This window comes from Kocuria sp. p3-SID1428 (genome assembly GCF_025149945.1).
Taxonomy (GTDB): domain Bacteria; phylum Actinomycetota; class Actinomycetes; order Actinomycetales; family Micrococcaceae; genus Kocuria.
Map to the genome: position 1 here is coordinate 1 of NZ_JALXVH010000053.1, position 16,320 is coordinate 16,320.

At 70.5% G+C, this 16,320-nt stretch carries 14 protein-coding genes; 4 read left to right on the forward strand and 10 right to left on the reverse strand.

The features are described 5' to 3' along the window. The 7 genes from M3E84_RS10470 to M3E84_RS10500 all read right to left on the reverse strand — a co-directional run. On the reverse strand, nt 1-991 hold a 991-nt coding region (locus M3E84_RS10470), incomplete at its 3' end, for a D-glycerate dehydrogenase (RefSeq protein ID WP_259896106.1). Between the two features lie 391 nt (nt 992-1,382). Then, nucleotides 1,383-2,003: a superoxide dismutase gene (locus M3E84_RS10475; protein WP_259896107.1), complete on the reverse strand. Its 621-nt coding sequence runs from the start codon at nt 2,001-2,003 to the stop codon at nt 1,383-1,385. A 104-nt stretch (nt 2,004-2,107) separates the two neighbouring features. Further along, nucleotides 2,108-4,057, reverse strand: a complete 1,950-nt coding sequence (locus M3E84_RS10480; protein WP_259896108.1) for an alpha-amylase family glycosyl hydrolase — start codon at nt 4,055-4,057, stop codon at nt 2,108-2,110. Between the two features lie 833 nt (nt 4,058-4,890). Further along, a complete protein-coding gene (locus M3E84_RS10485; protein ID WP_396415611.1) occupies nt 4,891-5,850 on the reverse strand; it encodes an ABC transporter substrate-binding protein in 960 nt (319 codons plus the stop codon). Next, a complete protein-coding gene (locus tag M3E84_RS10490) occupies nt 5,847-6,527 on the reverse strand; it encodes an ABC transporter permease (RefSeq protein ID WP_259896110.1) in 681 nt (226 codons plus the stop codon). The genes M3E84_RS10485 and M3E84_RS10490 overlap by 4 nt, the downstream gene beginning before the upstream one ends. Then, nucleotides 6,524-7,201, reverse strand: a complete 678-nt coding sequence (locus M3E84_RS10495) for an ABC transporter permease (protein ID WP_259896111.1) — start codon at nt 7,199-7,201, stop codon at nt 6,524-6,526. The genes M3E84_RS10490 and M3E84_RS10495 overlap by 4 nt, the downstream gene beginning before the upstream one ends. Continuing rightward, nucleotides 7,198-8,355, reverse strand: coding sequence for an ABC transporter ATP-binding protein (locus M3E84_RS10500; protein WP_396415612.1), 1,158 nt, complete (start codon nt 8,353-8,355; stop codon nt 7,198-7,200). Before M3E84_RS10500 ends, M3E84_RS10495 begins: the two co-directional genes overlap by 4 nt. Nucleotides 8,356-8,572: 217 nt before the next feature. Between M3E84_RS10500 and M3E84_RS10505 the strand changes: the two genes are divergently transcribed. Then, nucleotides 8,573-9,526: a DUF808 domain-containing protein gene (locus M3E84_RS10505; RefSeq protein ID WP_259896112.1), complete on the forward strand. Its 954-nt coding sequence runs from the start codon at nt 8,573-8,575 to the stop codon at nt 9,524-9,526. A gap of 170 nt (nt 9,527-9,696) precedes the next feature. Here the strand turns inward: M3E84_RS10505 and M3E84_RS10510 are convergent, their stop codons facing one another. Continuing rightward, nucleotides 9,697-11,565, reverse strand: a complete 1,869-nt coding sequence (locus tag M3E84_RS10510; protein ID WP_259896113.1) for an ABC transporter ATP-binding protein — start codon at nt 11,563-11,565, stop codon at nt 9,697-9,699. 84 nt (nt 11,566-11,649) lie between these two features. Next, the gene (locus M3E84_RS10515) at nt 11,650-12,114 is read right to left on the reverse strand and encodes a MarR family winged helix-turn-helix transcriptional regulator (RefSeq protein WP_259896114.1); all 465 of its coding nucleotides are present in this window, start codon (nt 12,112-12,114) and stop codon (nt 11,650-11,652) included. Nucleotides 12,115-12,226: 112 nt separating this feature from the next. On the opposite strand from M3E84_RS10515, the gene M3E84_RS10520 reads away from it, so the two are divergent. Both M3E84_RS10520 and M3E84_RS10525 read left to right on the forward strand, forming a co-directional pair. Next, the gene (locus M3E84_RS10520) at nt 12,227-13,117 is read left to right on the forward strand and encodes a dioxygenase (protein ID WP_259896115.1); all 891 of its coding nucleotides are present in this window, start codon (nt 12,227-12,229) and stop codon (nt 13,115-13,117) included. A 34-nt stretch (nt 13,118-13,151) separates the two neighbouring features. After that, nucleotides 13,152-13,943 carry a hypothetical protein gene (locus tag M3E84_RS10525; protein ID WP_259896116.1) on the forward strand — a complete coding sequence of 264 codons (792 nt, stop codon included), beginning with the start codon at nt 13,152-13,154 and terminating at the stop codon, nt 13,941-13,943. Nucleotides 13,944-13,965: 22 nt separating this feature from the next. On the opposite strand, the gene M3E84_RS10530 is transcribed toward M3E84_RS10525, so the two are convergent. Then, nucleotides 13,966-14,679, reverse strand: coding sequence for an MOSC domain-containing protein (locus tag M3E84_RS10530; protein ID WP_259896117.1), 714 nt, complete (start codon nt 14,677-14,679; stop codon nt 13,966-13,968). A gap of 227 nt (nt 14,680-14,906) precedes the next feature. Between M3E84_RS10530 and nhaA the strand changes: the two genes are divergently transcribed. After that, a complete protein-coding gene (gene nhaA, locus M3E84_RS10535; protein ID WP_259896118.1) occupies nt 14,907-16,316 on the forward strand; it encodes a Na+/H+ antiporter NhaA in 1,410 nt (469 codons plus the stop codon). Nucleotides 16,317-16,320: the final 4 nt, after the last annotated feature.

Here is a 16,320-nt window from a genome sequence, read left to right on the forward strand (position 1 = left end):
AGTCCTTCTTGGCCTCCGGGTTGACCGGGTAGGGCGGGACGTCGCCGGCGGCGATCGCGATCGCGTTCTCGGCGCACATCTCGCCCATGCGCGCCCGGGCCGACTTCTCAGCCGAGCCGATGTGCGGCAGCAGATAGGCGTTGGGCAGATCGATCAGACCCGGCTCGAGCACCGGCTCGTTCTCGAAGACGTCCAGCCCGGCGGCCGAGATCTCGCCGTCCTGCAGCGCGGCCACGAGCGCCTTCTCGTGCACCACCGGTCCGCGGGCGGTGTTGACCAGCACCGCGGTGGGCTTCATGGCCGCGAGCTCCTTCTGGCCGATCAGATGCCGGGTGCCGTCGCTGAGCGGGACGTGCAGGGAGACGTGATCGGAGGTCTCGAGCAGCTCCTGGAACGGGACCTGCTTCACCTTGCCGGCCAGATCGCCGAGCTCGTCGTCGGAGACCTCACGGTCCTCGGGGGCGCGCTGGACGAACACGACCTCCATGCCGAAGGCCAGGGCGCGGCGGGCCATGGCCTTGCCGATCCGCCCCAGGCCCACGATGCCCAGGCGGGTGCCGGAGACGTCCTCGGAGAGCTTCTCGTTCGGCGCCAGCGGTTGGAACTGCCCGCCGCTCTCGCGCACGATCTGCTGCATCTCGTAGGCGCGACGGGCCGCGCCCAGCAGCAGGAGCATGGCGATGTTCGCCGTGGGATCCGTGACCGCATCCGGGGTGTTGCCGATCAGCAGGCCGTGCTCGGTGGCGGCGTCGACGTCGAAGTTGTTGAAGCCCACGCCGAAGTTCGCGAAGCCCTTCACCTTGGCTCGGGACATGAGGTCGGCGTCGACCTTCTGGGACAGCTGCTGGATCACGGCGTCGTACTCGCCGCCGCTGATCGCTGCGTCGAAGTCCTCGGGGGAGATCCCCTCGATGACCTCGAGCTCACCGGCCTCGCGCAGCATGTCCTCGGCGGGGCCGGGGACGGTGAACGTGCACAGGAACTTCGGCATGGGGCTTCCTCTCGACGGGCTCTCGACGCACGGGCCAGGGGTTTCCGCTGAGACCAGCGCTCGCGTGCGGCCCGTGTCACACGCATGCTTCCCATCGTCGCCCGGAACCGCGCTCGAGTCCACCGCGCACCCGTCGTCGGCGCCAGCCACCTGCGCCCCGCGCCGAGATCCCGCTTCCGTGCGCCCAGAGTGCCGAGATCACGCTTCCGTGCACCGAATCGGCGATCTGGCGCATTTGAGCATGATCTCGGCGCACCACCTCGCTGCGCCTACAAGGCGGGGGCCCGGGCATGGCAGCGCCCCCGTGCCCGAAGGGGCGACGGGGGCGGTGCGGGCGGACTCGGCCGCGCTCAGGCGGTCGGAGTCAGCTGCTGTTCGGAGACGGTCGGTCTCAGACGAGCGAGGAAGCGCCGGCGCGGGCCTTCTCGAGGCGCTGGGCGACGTCCTCCCAGTTGACGACGTTCCACCAGGCCTTGACGTAGTCCGGCTTCACGTTCTGGTAGTCCAGGTAGAAGGCGTGCTCCCACATGTCCAGCTGCAGCAGCGGGAACGTGGCGACGGGGACGCCGTTCTGCTGGTCGTACATCTGCTCGATCACCAGGTTGCCGGCGATCGGCTCGTAGGCCAGGATCGCCCAGCCGGAGCCCTGGATCGTGGTGGCCACAGCGGTGAACTGCGCCTGGAAGTTCTCGAACGAACCGAAGGCGTCGTCGATCGCGGAAGCCAGCTCGCCGGTGGGCTTGTCGCCGCCGTCCGGGGACATGTTCTTCCAGAAGATCGAGTGGTTGATGTGGCCGCCCAGGTTGAACTGGAGGTCCTTGGAGAGCTTGGCGGCACCGGCGGCGTCGCCGTTGGCGCGGGCCTCCTCCATGGACTCGAGGGCCTTGTTGGCCGCGGTCACGTAGGTGTTGTGGTGCTTGTCGTGGTGCAGCTCCATGATCCGACCGGAGATGTGCGGCTCCAGTGCGGCGAAATCATAGGGCAGATCGGGCAGAACGAACTTCTCAGCCATGAGACTTCCTTCCTTCGTCGAGATGACCCTTCTATCCAATAGATCTGAGTCACTCAGGTCAAGGCAGTTCAGCCAAGGGCTGAGACGGAACCTCAGCGTGCTGATCAGCGGGGGATGACGCGGATCCAGGCCCAGCCGTGGGCCTCGAGCAGGACGCCCTCGCGCAGGTCGATCTCGACGTCGTCGCGCAGCCGCGTGGCGCGCGGCAGGAAGCCCGACAGTGTCTGCCCGGTCACGAACTGGGCCCAGTCCGAGAAGTTCGCCAGGCACAGGACGACGGTCTGGGGCAGCTCCCCCTCGGGGTGCGGGCCCACGCGCTGGAGCCCGAGCACGGCGGGATTGCGGGTGTCGAAGTCGATGACCTCCTGGCCCTCGAACTCGGGGGCGGCCGCTCGCATCTCGGCCAGGCGGCGGATGGTGCCGTAGACCTGCCCGGCGGTTGCGAAGAGGTCGTGGCGGCTCTCGAGCGCCGAGGCCTCGAGCCGCGGCCGGTGCAGCCAGCGGGGGTCGTGGCCGTGGCCGGGCTCGCGCGCCCAGTCGTCGTCGTTGAGCACGGCGAGCTCGTCGCCCAGCCACAGCTCGGGCACTCCGCTCAGGCTGAAGGCGACCGCGTGGGCCAGCAGCAGGCGCGCGGCACCAGCACCGGGCTCCTCGCGGAGGCCGCTGAGCGAGGCCGACGTGCCGCAGACCCCGTGCTCCGTGCGCACGCACCCGGACTCGGCCGCGAAGGCCCCGGGGAAGTCGCCGGTGTAGAACCGCTCCAGGAACTCGCGATGGGCCTGCGGGTCGGTCTCCTCGGGGACATCCTGGGGGCCGAAAGCCCAGCTCAGGGCGTCGTGCTGACGCACCGGCAGCAGCCGCCCGGTGCTCGCCTCGGAACCGGCCTGCGGGACCGCGCGCTCGAGCATCTCGACGCTGCGGGTGGCCAGCGCGCTCCAGATCAGCGACGTCCGCCCCAGCCCCTGACCCACCGGCGCACCGTCGGCGCGGGCATCCTCGAGATCCTGGGTCTCCAGCACGCTCGAGGGCGCGGCGATGCGCAGCACCTCGGCCAGAGCCTCCAGGACCAGCAGGCCTCGGCGATGCGACTCGCCGGCGTCGTCGCCGTTCCACAGGCGAATGGCGGCATCGACGCGCAGCACCCGGGCACCCAGCCCGGCCACATGCAGCAGCTCGCCGACCATGCACAGCAGCACGTGCGGGGAGGTCCAGTCCAGATCCCACTGCTCCGGCGCAGCGGTGGAGCGCACGAGCCGGGGATCGAAGCGACTGCCGGGGTTCAGCGGCACCCACTGCCGGCCCGCGGCCGACCGAGCCTGGGCCTCGCTGAGCGTCAGCGGCCGCGACGAGGCCCGACGGGCCCCCCGACGCACCTGGTACAGACCCTCGAAGTACTCGCTGCCATCGGCGGCGGCGCGCGCCCACTCGTGATCCGAGGAGGTTCGCGAGGTCACGACGTCGAGCATCAGCGAGATCCCGGCATGCTGCAGGGCCTCGGCGAGCTCTCGCAGATCCTCGGCGTCGCCCAGGGCGGGGTCGGTCTCACGATGGCTGGACACGGCGAACCCGCCGTCCGGGCGTTCGGGATGCGCCCGGAAGGGAGGCAGGAGCCGCAGATGCGTGACGCCCAGCTGCTGCAGGTAGGGGATGCGCTCCTGCACGCCGCGGAACCCGCCCGCCCAGCGATCGGCGTAGGCGGCAGCGGCGAACGAGCGGCGCGAGAGCCACCAGGGCTGCGCGTCCTCCGCCTCCAGATCGGCCTGGCGCAGAGCGCTGGAGCGCGCCTCCCAGGACCCGGCCAGCACCACAGCCAGATCCCCGACGACGACGGCCAGCTCCTGCGGCTCGACCTGGTCCCCGTAGAGCTCGACGAGGAGCTCGACGAGCCGATCCAGATGCTCCTCGGCTCGGCGCCGGAAAGCGGGGGCGTCGGGGAGGCCGGGCAGGGCGTCTTCGAGGCGTGCTCGCATCACCCGCAGCAGATCAGCATGCAACCCGTGGTCCTGCTCGGAGGGGACCTGCCCAGGGGTCTGCTCTCCGGTGAAGTCCTGCACTGCAGCCCTCAGCGGGGAGGAGTCGACGAGAGCGTCGGGCCGGCTCAGCGCGGAGGTCCTCAGCTCGCCCTGCGAGGGCTCGAGGGAGAGTCGTCGATGGAGGGCCCCGGAGCCGGCTCCATGGCCGGAGGTGTCGGGGCGACCGTCGTCAGGATGGTCGGGTGCGCAGATCGCGAGCTGAGTGATGTCTTCTCCCAAAGGTCATCCCGCGTGGGCAACGGCGGGAAACGGCTCAGGATCTCCATCGACTCCGAGTGCGTGCTGCTGTTCCGAGAAGCGACGCGGGTGCGGCTGCCGCAGGAGGCGTCGAGTCGGGACGCGGCCAGCATAGTCAGCACATAGCAGGAAGCCACCTCGGCGAAGCGCTGTGACACTGCGGGCGATCCTGGGCACATTCCGGCAGATGACACGGAGGAGGCCGACATCCGCCCACCCGTCCACCGCCGCCCACAGCTGGTCCACACGGTGATCCACAGAATTCTCCACAGACAGTGGATAGTCCACCGCCCCGCTCACAGGTTGTCCACTGAGTTTTCCACAGGGATGTGATCGCCGGACGGGGCGACGCGGGTGCCTCAGCAAGCGGCGCACACCAGGAGGACTCTGAACACGCAGGTCAGAGGCTCTTTTTGGACGGCGGTACGTGCGGATGAAAGTTCGCATAGCACAGTCGGGCGACGTGCACGAGCCTGTGGATTCCGCCGTCGCACCTGTGGATCACTGGCCTGAGGATGTGGAGAACCACATCCACCCCTGGGGAGAACGCACAGACCACGTGGCTGTGGAAGCCGTCAGCATGCCGATCGCGGCGTCCTCAGCCTGTGGAGCGCGCCTCAGCCGACCCGGTATCCGCTGTCCTCCAACCAGCCCTCAGCAGCCTGCCGAGGGGAGATCGCCTGAGTGCCGCTGATCTGCTGATTCATCTCGAGCAGGTCCTCGGTGCTCAGCTTCTCCGAGACGCCGTCGAGCACCTCCTGCGCTCCGTCGGGCAGGCGCTGCGGGGCCACGAGCGGGATGACCTGCTGCGCGGCGAAGTTGCCGCGCGGATCCTCGAGCACCACCAGGTCCTCCTCCACGATGGCCGGCGTGGTGGTGAAGATGTCGGCGGCATCGGCGTCACCGCTGGTCAGGGCGTCGACCGTGAGGGGGCCGCCGGCGTCGTTGATCGGCTCGAAGGAGGCCGGCTCGCAGCCGTAGACGGAAGCCAGGCCATCGAGCCCGTAGGAGCGCTCCTGGAACTCGGGAGCGCCCGCGAAGGTCATCTCCGCGCACAGCGGGGCGAGGTCCTCGAGGCTGCGCAGGTCGTGCTCCTCGGCGGTGCGGCGCGTGACCACGATCGAGTCCTTGTTCTGCGCCGAGGCCGGCTCGAGAACCGACAGACCCGTGGGCATGGCCTCGGGCAGCGCCTGCAGGATCTCGTCCTCCCCGGTTGCCGTGGCCTCCGGGTCGAAGTAGGTCAGCAGGTTGCCCGTGTAGTCCGGGACCGCGTCGATCGAGCCGTCCTGCAGCGCCCCGATATACGCCTCGCGCGCGCCGATGCCCGGCTCCGTGTCCGCCGCGATGCCCTCGGAGCGCAGGGCCCCGGCGTAGATCTCGGCGATGATCTGGGACTCCGGGAAGTCAGCCGAGCCCACGGTGACGGAGCCGTCGGGCGTGCTGGCTCCCCCGCCGGTGGCCAGCGGGTCCGAGTTCAGGCCGCAGCCGGTCAGCGCGAGCACGGCCGCAGCACCTGCGACCAGGCCCGCGCTTCGGCCGCGCCGGCCCCGCGGACGTCGGGGTGCGGGTCCGATCACGAGGTACCTCCTGCGGGACGACGGATTCCAGGTGAGGTGAGCCCGCGCTGCAGCAGCGAGAGTAGGGCATCGACCAGCAGCGCGAGCACGGCCACGAGCAGCACCGAGCCGAGCATCCGGCCGTAGTCGCGCACCGCGAGCCCGTCGATCAGGTAGCGGCCCAGACCACCCAGGTTGATGTAGGCGGCCACGGTGGTGGTGGAGATGACCTGCAGGGCCGCGTTGCGCACCCCGCCCATGATCACGGGCACGGCCAGGGGCAGCTCCACGCGGGTGAGGACCTGCCACGGGGTCATGCCTTGGGCGATCACGGCGTCGCGGACCCGCGGCGACACCTCGGCCACCCCCACGCACGCCGCGCTGAGGATCGGCGGGACGGCCAGGATCACGAGCGCCAGCAGCGGAGGGAGGAGCCCGAGGCCCATGAGCAGCGAGAACAGCGTCAGAAGGCCCAGGGTCGGCAGGGCGCGCAGGGCTCCGGCCGCGCCGATGACTGCCGCGGCCCCGCGGCCGGTGTGCCCGATCGCAGCCCCGAGCGGGACGGCCAGCAGCACGGCGATCAGCAGGGTCAGCCCGGAGTACACGAGGTGCTCCAGGATCCGCATGGGGATGCCGGCGTCGCCGCTCCACTGGAGGGGGTCCGACAGCCAGGACCAGGTCTGCTCGAGAAGGTTCACGCCGCACCTCCCGTCGCGGCCGCGCGCACCGGGGCCCCGCGGCCGGGTCGCTGCCAGCGCGTGAGGCTCAGCCCGAGCAGGCGCAGCAGCTGGTCCAGCACCAGAGCGAGCACCACCGTGAGCACCACGCCCACCGCGATCTCCTCGACGATCCCGCGGCGCAGCCCGTCCGTGAACAGCGTGCCCAGCGATTGGATGCCGATGACTGCGCCGACCGAGACCATGGAGATGTTGGCCACCAGCGCGGTGCGCACGCCTGCGAGCATCACGGGCACGGCCAGCGGCAGCTCGACCGCCCAGAAGCGCTGCCACCGGGTGTGCCCCATCGCGGCGGCGGCCTGGCGCACGTGCGGGTCCACCGAATCGAAGGCATCGGCGCACGAGCGCACCAGCAGTGCGATCACATAGAGGCTCAGGGCCACGATCACGTTCCACACGGAGGTGATCAGCGTGCCCAGGATCAGCGGCAGGAGCACGAACAGGGTCAGCGACGGGATCGTGTAGAGCAGAGCGGCCCCGTTGATCAGCAGCGGACGCAGCCACCGCGACCCCACCGCCGCACGTGCGACAGGGATCGACACGAGCAGCCCGATGAGCACGGGCAGGATCGACTGCACCAGGTGCATGAGCAGCAGCTCCCCCACTCGCGGGAGGTTCTCGGGCAGCCAGGTCACCGGCCGGCCTCCCTCTCCCGGCGCACATGCTCGATCGCCGCGAGCACGTCCTCGGGGCGCAGGACGCCGCGGACCCGTCCGTCGTCGTCCACGGCCACAGCCAGGCCCGACGGGGAGGACAGCGCCGCATCCAGCGCCGAGCGCAGCGGGGCGCCCCGGCGGTGCAGCGAGCCGCCCACGCGCTGGGCGTCCGAGCGGTCGGCCAGCTCGGGTTCACCCCTGCTCCACGGGGCTCTCGCACCCGGAAGCGGGGCGAGCCAGCCGATGGGGCGGCCGTCGTCGTCGACCTCGAGCGTCCACTGCCCCGCGGCGGCCTGCCCGCCCAGCGTGGTCGTGCGGCCCTGCGGGTCGCGGACCCGAACGCCGCTGAGCACGACGTCCGCCTGATCGAACTCGAGCGCCCGGAAGCCGCGATCGCGGCCCACGAACTCGGCCACGAACCCGTCAGCCGGTGCCCGCAGGACCTGCTCCGGGGTGTCGTACTGCGCCAGGCGGCCGCCCTCGGCCATCACGGCCACGCGGTCGCCCAGCAGGACGGCCTCGTCCATGTCGTGGGTGACGAACACGATGGTCTTGTCGAGCCGATGCTTCAGCTCGATGATCTCGCGCTGCAGATCGGCGCGCACGAGCGGATCCACCGCGGAGAAGGGCTCGTCCATGAGCAGGATCGGCGGATCGGCGGCCAGCGCACGGGCCACGCCCACGCGCTGCTGCTGGCCTCCCGACAGCTGCGAGGGATAGCGCGAGCCCAGCGCGGGATCCAGCCCGATCGTCTCCATGAGCTCCTCGGCGCGCCTGCGCCCGGCGGCTCGCGATCCGCCCTGCAGCCGCGGGACGGTCATGATGTTCTCGCTGACCGTGCGATGTGGCATGAGCCCGGAGGCCTGCATGACGTAGCCCATCGAGCGGCGCAGCCGGTGGGCGGAGACGGTCGAGATGTCGCGACCGTCGACCTCCACGACTCCGGAGCTCGGCTCGACCATGCGGTTGATCATCCGCAGCGACGTGGTCTTGCCGCAGCCGGACGGACCCACGAAGACCGTGAGGGAGCCGCGGGGCACCTCGAGATCCAGGTCATCCACCGCGGTGGTGCCGTCGGGGTAGGTCTTGCGCACACCGCGAAAGGCGATCGCGATCTCACCGCTTGCGTTCACAGGGGATCCTGACGTCGGGGGACACCACTGTAAGCCTGTCCGGCCCGAATTCCATCAGCAAGCTGGCAGTTCATCGGATGTTCCGGGCGATGCCCTCGTGGCATCGGACGATTCGCGGCCGCAGCACTTACCCTGCTGGCATGACCCGGAACCCCGCGCTCCCGCGCCCCCTGCGCCCCCTCGCGGCCGTCGCCGTCCTGCCGAGCCGAGGCACGCGATGAGCGGCGGTCTGATCGCGCTGCTGGACGACGTGGCGGCGATCGCCCGCGTGAGCGCGGCCTCCGTCGACGACATCGGCGCCGCCACCAGCCGGGCTTCGATCAAGGCTGCCGGAGTGGTGGTCGACGACGCCGCTGTGACCCCGCAGTACGTCAAGGATGTGGAGGCCTCCCGCGAGCTGCCCATCATCTGGCGGATCACCAAGGGATCGCTGCGCAACAAGCTGCTGATCATCCTGCCGATCGCGCTGCTGCTGAGCCAGTTCGCCCCCTGGGCTCTCACACCGATCCTCATGCTGGGCGGGTCCTACCTGTGCTTCGAGGGCGCCGAGAAGATCTGGGGAGCGCTGTCCGGGCACTCGCACGAAGAGCCGGCCGTCGATCAGGACGCGGGCTCGGGCGGCCAGTCCGCGGAGGACAGGATGGTCGCCGGAGCCGTGCGCACCGACCTGATCCTCTCGGCGGAGATCATGGTCATCTCGCTCAACGAGGTCGCCTCCGAGGGCTTCCTGTCCCGGCTGGTCATCCTGGCGGTGGTGGCGGTGCTCATGACGGGCGTGGTCTACGGCGCCGTGGCGCTGCTGATCCGCATGGACGACGCCGGGCTCAAGCTCGCCTCCACTGGCTCCGGCGCGCTGCAGACCATCGGACGCGGCATGGTCAGGGCCATGCCCAAGCTCCTGCAGTTCATCTCGGTCGTCGGCACCGTCGCCATGCTGTGGGTGGGCGGGCACATCATCCTGGTGGGCCTGGACGAGTTCGGCTGGCACGCCCTCTACGGGTTCGTGCACCACATGGGCGAAGCCGCCGCCCACATCGTCCCCATCCTCCAGGCGGCCGTGTCCTGGATCGTGAACACCTTCTTCTCCGCGGTGCTCGGTCTGATCTGGGGCGCCGTGATCGTGGTCGTCGTGACGCTGATCCAGAAGGCCCGCGGCAAGACGGCCCACTGACGTCCGGCTGGCGTCGACTGATGTCGACTGACGCCCGCTTCCCCCGCGTCGCGGCTCCCGTCCCGTCACCGAGTGGCCGATTCCCCACCCCACCCGCTTCGAGTGGCCGAAGCAGCACCGATTCAGCGCTGAAACGGTGAGGGACTGGCCACTCGATGGCGGCGGGCCGCTCACTCCTGGTCGGCGAACTGCGTCTCGTAGAGCTCCGCATAGCGACCGCCCGCTGCCAGGAGCTCGGCGTGAGGACCCTGCTCGACCACGCGGCCGGCCTCGATCACCAGGATCCGGTCGGCGCGGCGGATGGTCGAGAGCCGGTGGGCGATCACCAAGGCCGTGCGCTGGGCCATGACCTCGTCGAGCGCGGCCTGCACGTGGGCCTCGCTCGTGGAATCCAGCGCAGAGGTGGCCTCGTCCAGGATCACCACGCGCGGGGAGGCCAGCAGCAGGCGCGCGATGGTCAGGCGCTGCCGCTCACCGCCGGAGAGCCGGTAGCCGCGTTCCCCGATCATGGTGTCGAGCCCGTCGTCGAGCGCGCGCACCACGTGGTCCATGCGCGCACGGGCCAGCGCGGACCACATCTGCTCGTCGTCGGCATCGGGGGCCGCGAGTGCGAGGTTCTGCCGGATGGTCTCGTGGAAGAGGTGGCCGTCCTGCGTGACCATCCCGACGGCACCCTGCAGGTCCGCGAACGAGGTATCGCGCACGTCGACCCCGCCGACGCGCACGGCCCCGGAGGTGGCGTCGTAGAGGCGCGGGACCAGCGAGGCGATCGTGGACTTGCCCGCGCCGGAGGACCCCACCAGCGCGACGGTCTGGCCGTGCTCCACCGTGAAGTCCACGCCGTGCAGGACCTCCTGGCCTGCCCGGGAGTCGAGGGCGCTGACGTCCTCGAGCGAGGCCAGCGAGGTCTGCTCGGCGGTGGGGTAGGTGAAGCGCACCTGGTCGAACTCGACCGGCAGGGGGCCGTCGGGGATGCGCCGAGGGTCCTGCGGCTCCTGGATCAGGGGCTTCAGGTCGAGGATCTCGAAGACCCGCTCGAAGCTCACGAGCGCGCTCATGATGTCCAAACGCGCGTTGGCGAGCATGGTCAGCGGCGTGTAGAGCCTGGTCAGGAGCATGGCCAGTGTGACCACCTGGCCGGCGTCGAGGCTGCCGACGATCGCCTGCACGCCGCCCACGCCGTAGACCAGCGCCAGTGCGAGGGCCGAGACGAGGGTCAGCGCGGTGAGGAAGGTGGCCTGGAGCATGGCCACCCGCACCCCGATGGTGCGCACGCGACCGGCCCGGCGGGCGAACTCGTCCGATTCGGACTGCGGCTTGCCGAACAGCTTGATCAGCGTGGCCCCGCCTGCGGAGAACCGCTCGGTCATCTGCGTGGACATGGACGCGTTGTGCTGGGCGGCCTCGCGCTGCAGCCCGGCCAGGCGTCCGCCCATGAGCCGGGCGGGGACCAGGAAGATGGGCAGCAGCAGCATCGACAGCAGCGTGACCTGCCACGAGATCGAGACCATCACGCCGACGGTGAGGATCAGCGAGACCAGGTTCGAGACCACCCCGGACAGCGTGTTGGAGAACGCGCGCTGAGCGCCCAGGACGTCGTTGTTCAGCCGCGAGATCAGCGCGCCCGTGCGGGTGCGGGTGAAGAACGCGACCGGCAGGGTCTGCACGTGGTCGTAGACCGCGGTGCGCAGGTCCAGGATGAGCCCCTCGCCGATCGTCGCGGACAGCCACCGATTGAGTATGCCGATCCCGGCATCCAGCACGGCGATCAGGGCGATCAGCAGCGCCAGGCGCACCACCAGATCCACGGACCCGCTGTCGGTGATCGCATTGACCACCCGCCCGGCCAGCACCGGAGTGAGCACGCCGAGCACCGCCACGACCACCGAGGTCAGCAGGAAGGCCAGCAGCAGCCGGGAGTGCGGGCTCGCGAAGCGCAGCACGCGGCCGACGGTCTCCCGCGAGATGCGCGAGCCCTTCAGGCTCTCGCTCTGCGTGGCGGAGCGCATCAGGGCCCAGGGGGAAGGGTTCATGCTCATCGCACCCACGCTAGACCCGTGCGGCGGCCCGATGACCCGCCGGCGGCGAGGTCCTCAGCGAGCGAACAGGGAATACGGGGCCGGTCAGTCGCGCGGGGGCTCGACGCCGTCAGTCAGCGCGGGTCCGATCCTGGCGATCTGCTCGACCTGATGGGCGCTGAGGCGATCGAAGATCTCCTGGCGGACGTGGGCGACATGCCCCGGCGCCGCCTCGCGCACTTTCCGGTAGCCGATCTCGGTCAGCCGGGCGACGACCACTCGCCGGTCCTGGGTGTTGGCGCTGCGCCGGACGTAGTCATGGCGCTCCAGCCGCGCGACGATGCGCGAGAGCCGGGACTGGCCCGTGAAGGTGGCCGCGGCCAGATCGGACATGCGATGGCTGCGGTCGGGGGCTTCGGAGAGCATCGCCAGGACCAGGTACTCGGCGAGGCTGAGGTCCTCGTCCTCGACCAGCTGGCGCTCGATCGTGCCGGGCATCTTGAACATCAGCGCCACGAGGGCAAGCCATGCCTCCCGCTCGTCGTCGTTGAGCCACTGCGGTTCCACCATGGTCGTAACCATACTGCCTATTTCAATTGCTTGACGCATCACGCACATCGGCGTAGAAATACTTTCCGACGCAACAGGCAGGATGCTTGCCTCTTCGAACAGGAGCCGCACGATGACCACCCAGCCCACCTCCGCAGGAACCGCACCGGGCATGCTCGCCCTGGATCGCCACGACCTCACGGCCGTGCCGCGCAGCGCCATGCAGCCGCGCTGGCAGGAGGGCGATGCCCCCCTGCCCACCTTCTACATCGGCCACGGCTTCCCCGGACTGCTCGACGACGGTCTGTGGATGTCGGAGCTCTTCGAGTGGGCGGTCTCACTGCCCAAGCCCAAGGGCATCGTGATCGTCTCCGCCCACTGGGAGCAGGCGCCCACCATGATCACCGCCCCGGCCGCGGGCACGCCGCTGGTCTACGACTTCGGCGGCTTCGAGGATCGGTTCTACCAGCTGCAGTACGCCACCCCGGATGCCACCGAGCTGGGTCGGCGCATCGCCGCGACCATGCCGGACGACGAGCCCCTCTACCAGCACCGCATGCGCGGGCTGGACCACGGCGCCTGGGTCCCGCTGCGCGCCATGTACCCCCTGGCCGATGTCCCCGCCCTGCAGGTCTCCATGCCCACCCACGACCCCGAGCGCCTCATGGACCTGGGACGACGCCTGCGCGAGCTGCGCGCGGAGGGGTACCTGGTGGTCGGCTCCGGGTTCATGACCCACGGGCGGCCGTCGGTCCAGCTGATGCGCGCCGACGACGGCACCGCCGAGAACTGGTCCTCGGACTTCGACCTCTGGGCCGCCGAGATGCTCGACGCCGGCCGCGTGGACGCCCTGGCCGACTTCCGCCGCCAGGCCCCGGGCATGCCGCACGCCCACCCCACCGTGGAGCACTTCACCCCGCTGTTCATCACCCTGGGGGCGGCGACCTCCCCCGATGCCGAGGTCCGCACCCGGATCGAGGGGTTCAAGATCGGGCTGTCGAAGCGCTCGATCGAGATGAGCTGACGCCCGCGCCCGCAGCTCTGCGAGGATGGTGCCCATGGATGATCAGGGAACCTGGCCTGTGCCCCTGTCCGCTCAGGACGGCACCGATGCACGCACGTTCGACCGCCAGATGATGGACGAGATCCGCTCCGATCCGCAGGCGCTGCAGGAGATCGGCGGCGTGAAGGGCAATGTGCTGATCGTCCTGGTGCCGCTGCTGGCGGCGGTCGCGGCCGTCGTCCTGCTGCTGCAGTGGATGCGCGACGGCTCCTGGGTCTGGCTCGCGATCCTGGCCGGCGTGCTGGTCGTGGCCGCCGTCGTGTGGATCGGGCGTCTGCGAGCGGTCATGGGCCAGGCCCGCCAGGTGCTGGGCCAGGCCGCCACCGGCTCGGTGGGCTACGGGATCGGCATCATCCGCGAGCTGCGCATCGGCGGGGACGCGGCCGGCGTCGACGACGACCCCGCGGACCTCGCCGCTGAAGAGGCCCCGAACGCCGCCGGGGCCGACGAGACCTCCGACGGCCCCGCCGAGGATGGCTCCTCGACCACGGGCCCGATCCGCGATGCCGACCCGGCCGACGAGTTCGAGCTGTCGGAGGACGAGGACGACGACCTCTCCTCGGTCGAGGTCCAGCTGACCCTGGCCGTGACTCCGGGGCGGGGCAAGCCCTTCACGGCCGAGCTCTCCCAGCGATACGCCACCGTCGATGCCCTGCGCCTGGAGCGCGGCCAGCACGGTCCGGTGCGCTACCTGCTGCGCTCCCCCGAGACCACGGCGGCTGTCGACGCCAGCCTCAGCCCCGACGCCGTCCAGCGCCTCTACCGCGCAGCCGCCCTGAACGGCTGATCCGCAGGCCCGGGCGGGCGGATCAGCTGGGCAGGTTCGGGTCGGCGCCGCCGATGAGCGCCTGCAGCCGATCCAGCAGCTTGGGACTCAGGTCCTCGCCCGCCTGGAGCACTCGGGGCGCCAGGTCGCGCTCCAGGGTCCGCGCCCGGAAGGCCTCGGCCACCGTGATCCCGTGCTCGGGCCGGGAGATCACCCGCACCTCGTCGCCGCGCCGGACCTCCCCTGGGGCGTCGACGGCCAGGTAAGCCCCGGAGCGGGCTCGCTGCGTGAAGCGCTTGATCCAGCCCTGCTCCTCCATTACGCCGGCGAACGTGCCGCACGGGATGCGGGGCTCGGTGACGCGCAGCCGCGCGGTCCCGATCTGCCAGAGCTCGCCGATCACGGCGTCGTCCACCGCCACGGACTCGAGCGTGAGGTTCTCGCCGAACATGCCGTCGTGCAGCGGACGGCCCAGCTGCTCCTCCCACCAGTCCAGCTCGGCGCGGTCGAACGCGTAGACGGCCTGGAACCTGCCGCCGTGGTGGGCCCGATCGCCCACGAAGTCGCCTGAGACCCCCGAGGCGACCGGGGCGTCGGGGTCCCTGGGGCCGGGGTCGGCGATCGCCACGGGTCCGTCGACGGGCTGCTTGAAGATGCCGGTCGAGACCCGACGGGGCGCCGGATTCTCCCGCTCGGTGCCCACGTTGAGGCTGCGGACCCGGCCCGTCGCGTTCCCTCTGTGCTCGTGCGCGCTCATGCCGAAATCCTAGATCCGCACCCTGCATCGCAGAGGACGGGCGCTGGGGGGATGCTGATCGCTTTGCTACCGTTGAAACTGGTGAGCCGGGAAGTCTGGTCGGCCCGCGAGAGCGGTATGCACATGAACGTGCCCGCATGCAGGCCCATGCTCCGCCGAAGCGAACGCTGTTCCGATTCCTCTTCGCCGGCTGCGGCCGCTTGCGGGCCGAACCCCACAGGAGACCGATGACCACGCCCCAGAGCTCCGCGGACAACACCGCCGAGCCGGATCACGACACCGAGCCGCACCACGACCCCGTCTACGGCGCCTCCGACACCCCTTCCACGAGCCGGATCGGGCAGCTGCTGCGCTCGGAGACCGTCGCCGGTGTCTTGCTGCTGATCGCCACGGTCCTGGCCCTGATCGCGGCCAACGCCCCCGGCCTGCGCGAGCTCTACGAATCGGTCAGCCACTTCCACTTCGGCCCGGTCTTCGGCGATCCGGAGAACCCGCTGCTCACACTGGATCTGAGCGTGAGCCACTGGGCGGCCGACGCTCTGCTGGCGGTGTTCTTCTTCCTGGTGGGCCTGGAGCTCAAGCAGGAGTTCGTCGACGGCGAGCTGCGCAACCCGGGTAAGGCGGCCGTGCCGATCGCTGCGGCCTTCGGCGGCGTGCTGGTTCCCGCCCTCATCTTCGTGGCCTTCGCGCTCGGCGGCGAGGGGGAGATCATGAGCGGCTGGGCGATTCCCACTGCCACGGACATCGCCTTCGCGACCGCTGTGCTGGCGATCGTCGGCTCGCACCTGCCGGTGGCCATGCGCACGTTCCTGCTGACCCTGGCCGTCGTCGATGACCTGCTCGCGATCACGATCATCGCGCTGTTCTACACCTCGGACCTCAGCCTGGGGCACCTGGGGGCTGCGATCATCCCGATCGCCGTCTTCGCGCTGATCGCCTACAAGGGGCAGGCCACGTTCGCCGAGAAGACCTGGCTGACCTGGCTGGGCCTGTTCCCGCTGGGCGTGATCACCTGGGCGCTGTTCTACAACTCCGGCATCCACGCCACCATCGCCGGCGTGGTCCTGGCCTTCATGGTCCCGGTCCACCCGGACCGCCGCACCGCCGAGCGGGATCCCGAGGCCGTGGGCCTCGCCTCCCACCTCGAGCACCTGGTCCGCCCCTTCTCGGCCGCGCTGTGCGTCCCGATCTTCGCCTTCTTCTCCGCCGGCGTGTTCGTGGAGGGCTGGAGCGGTCTGGTCGAATCCTGGACCTCGGTCGCGGCGCTGGGCGTGATCGTCGGCCTGCTGGTCGGCAAGACCGCCGGCATCACGGCCACCACGTGGCTGCTCACCCGCCTGCGCAGGTTCAACCTGGATCCGGACATCCAGTGGATCGATGTCGTGGGCCTGGCGGCCCTGGCGGGCATCGGATTCACGGTCTCGCTGCTGATCAGCGAGCTGTCCTTCGGGACGTCGTCGGATCTGGGCTCCACCTCCAAGGTCGGCATCCTCACCGGCTCGGTGCTCGCAGCCGTGCTGGGCGGCGCGCTGCTGGGCATCCGCAACCGCCACTACAAGAAGGTGGGGACGCCGGACACGGCCTCCGAGGACACGACCGGGTCCTCGGGCCCGGAGGCCTCGGCACCGCAGAGCTGAGTTC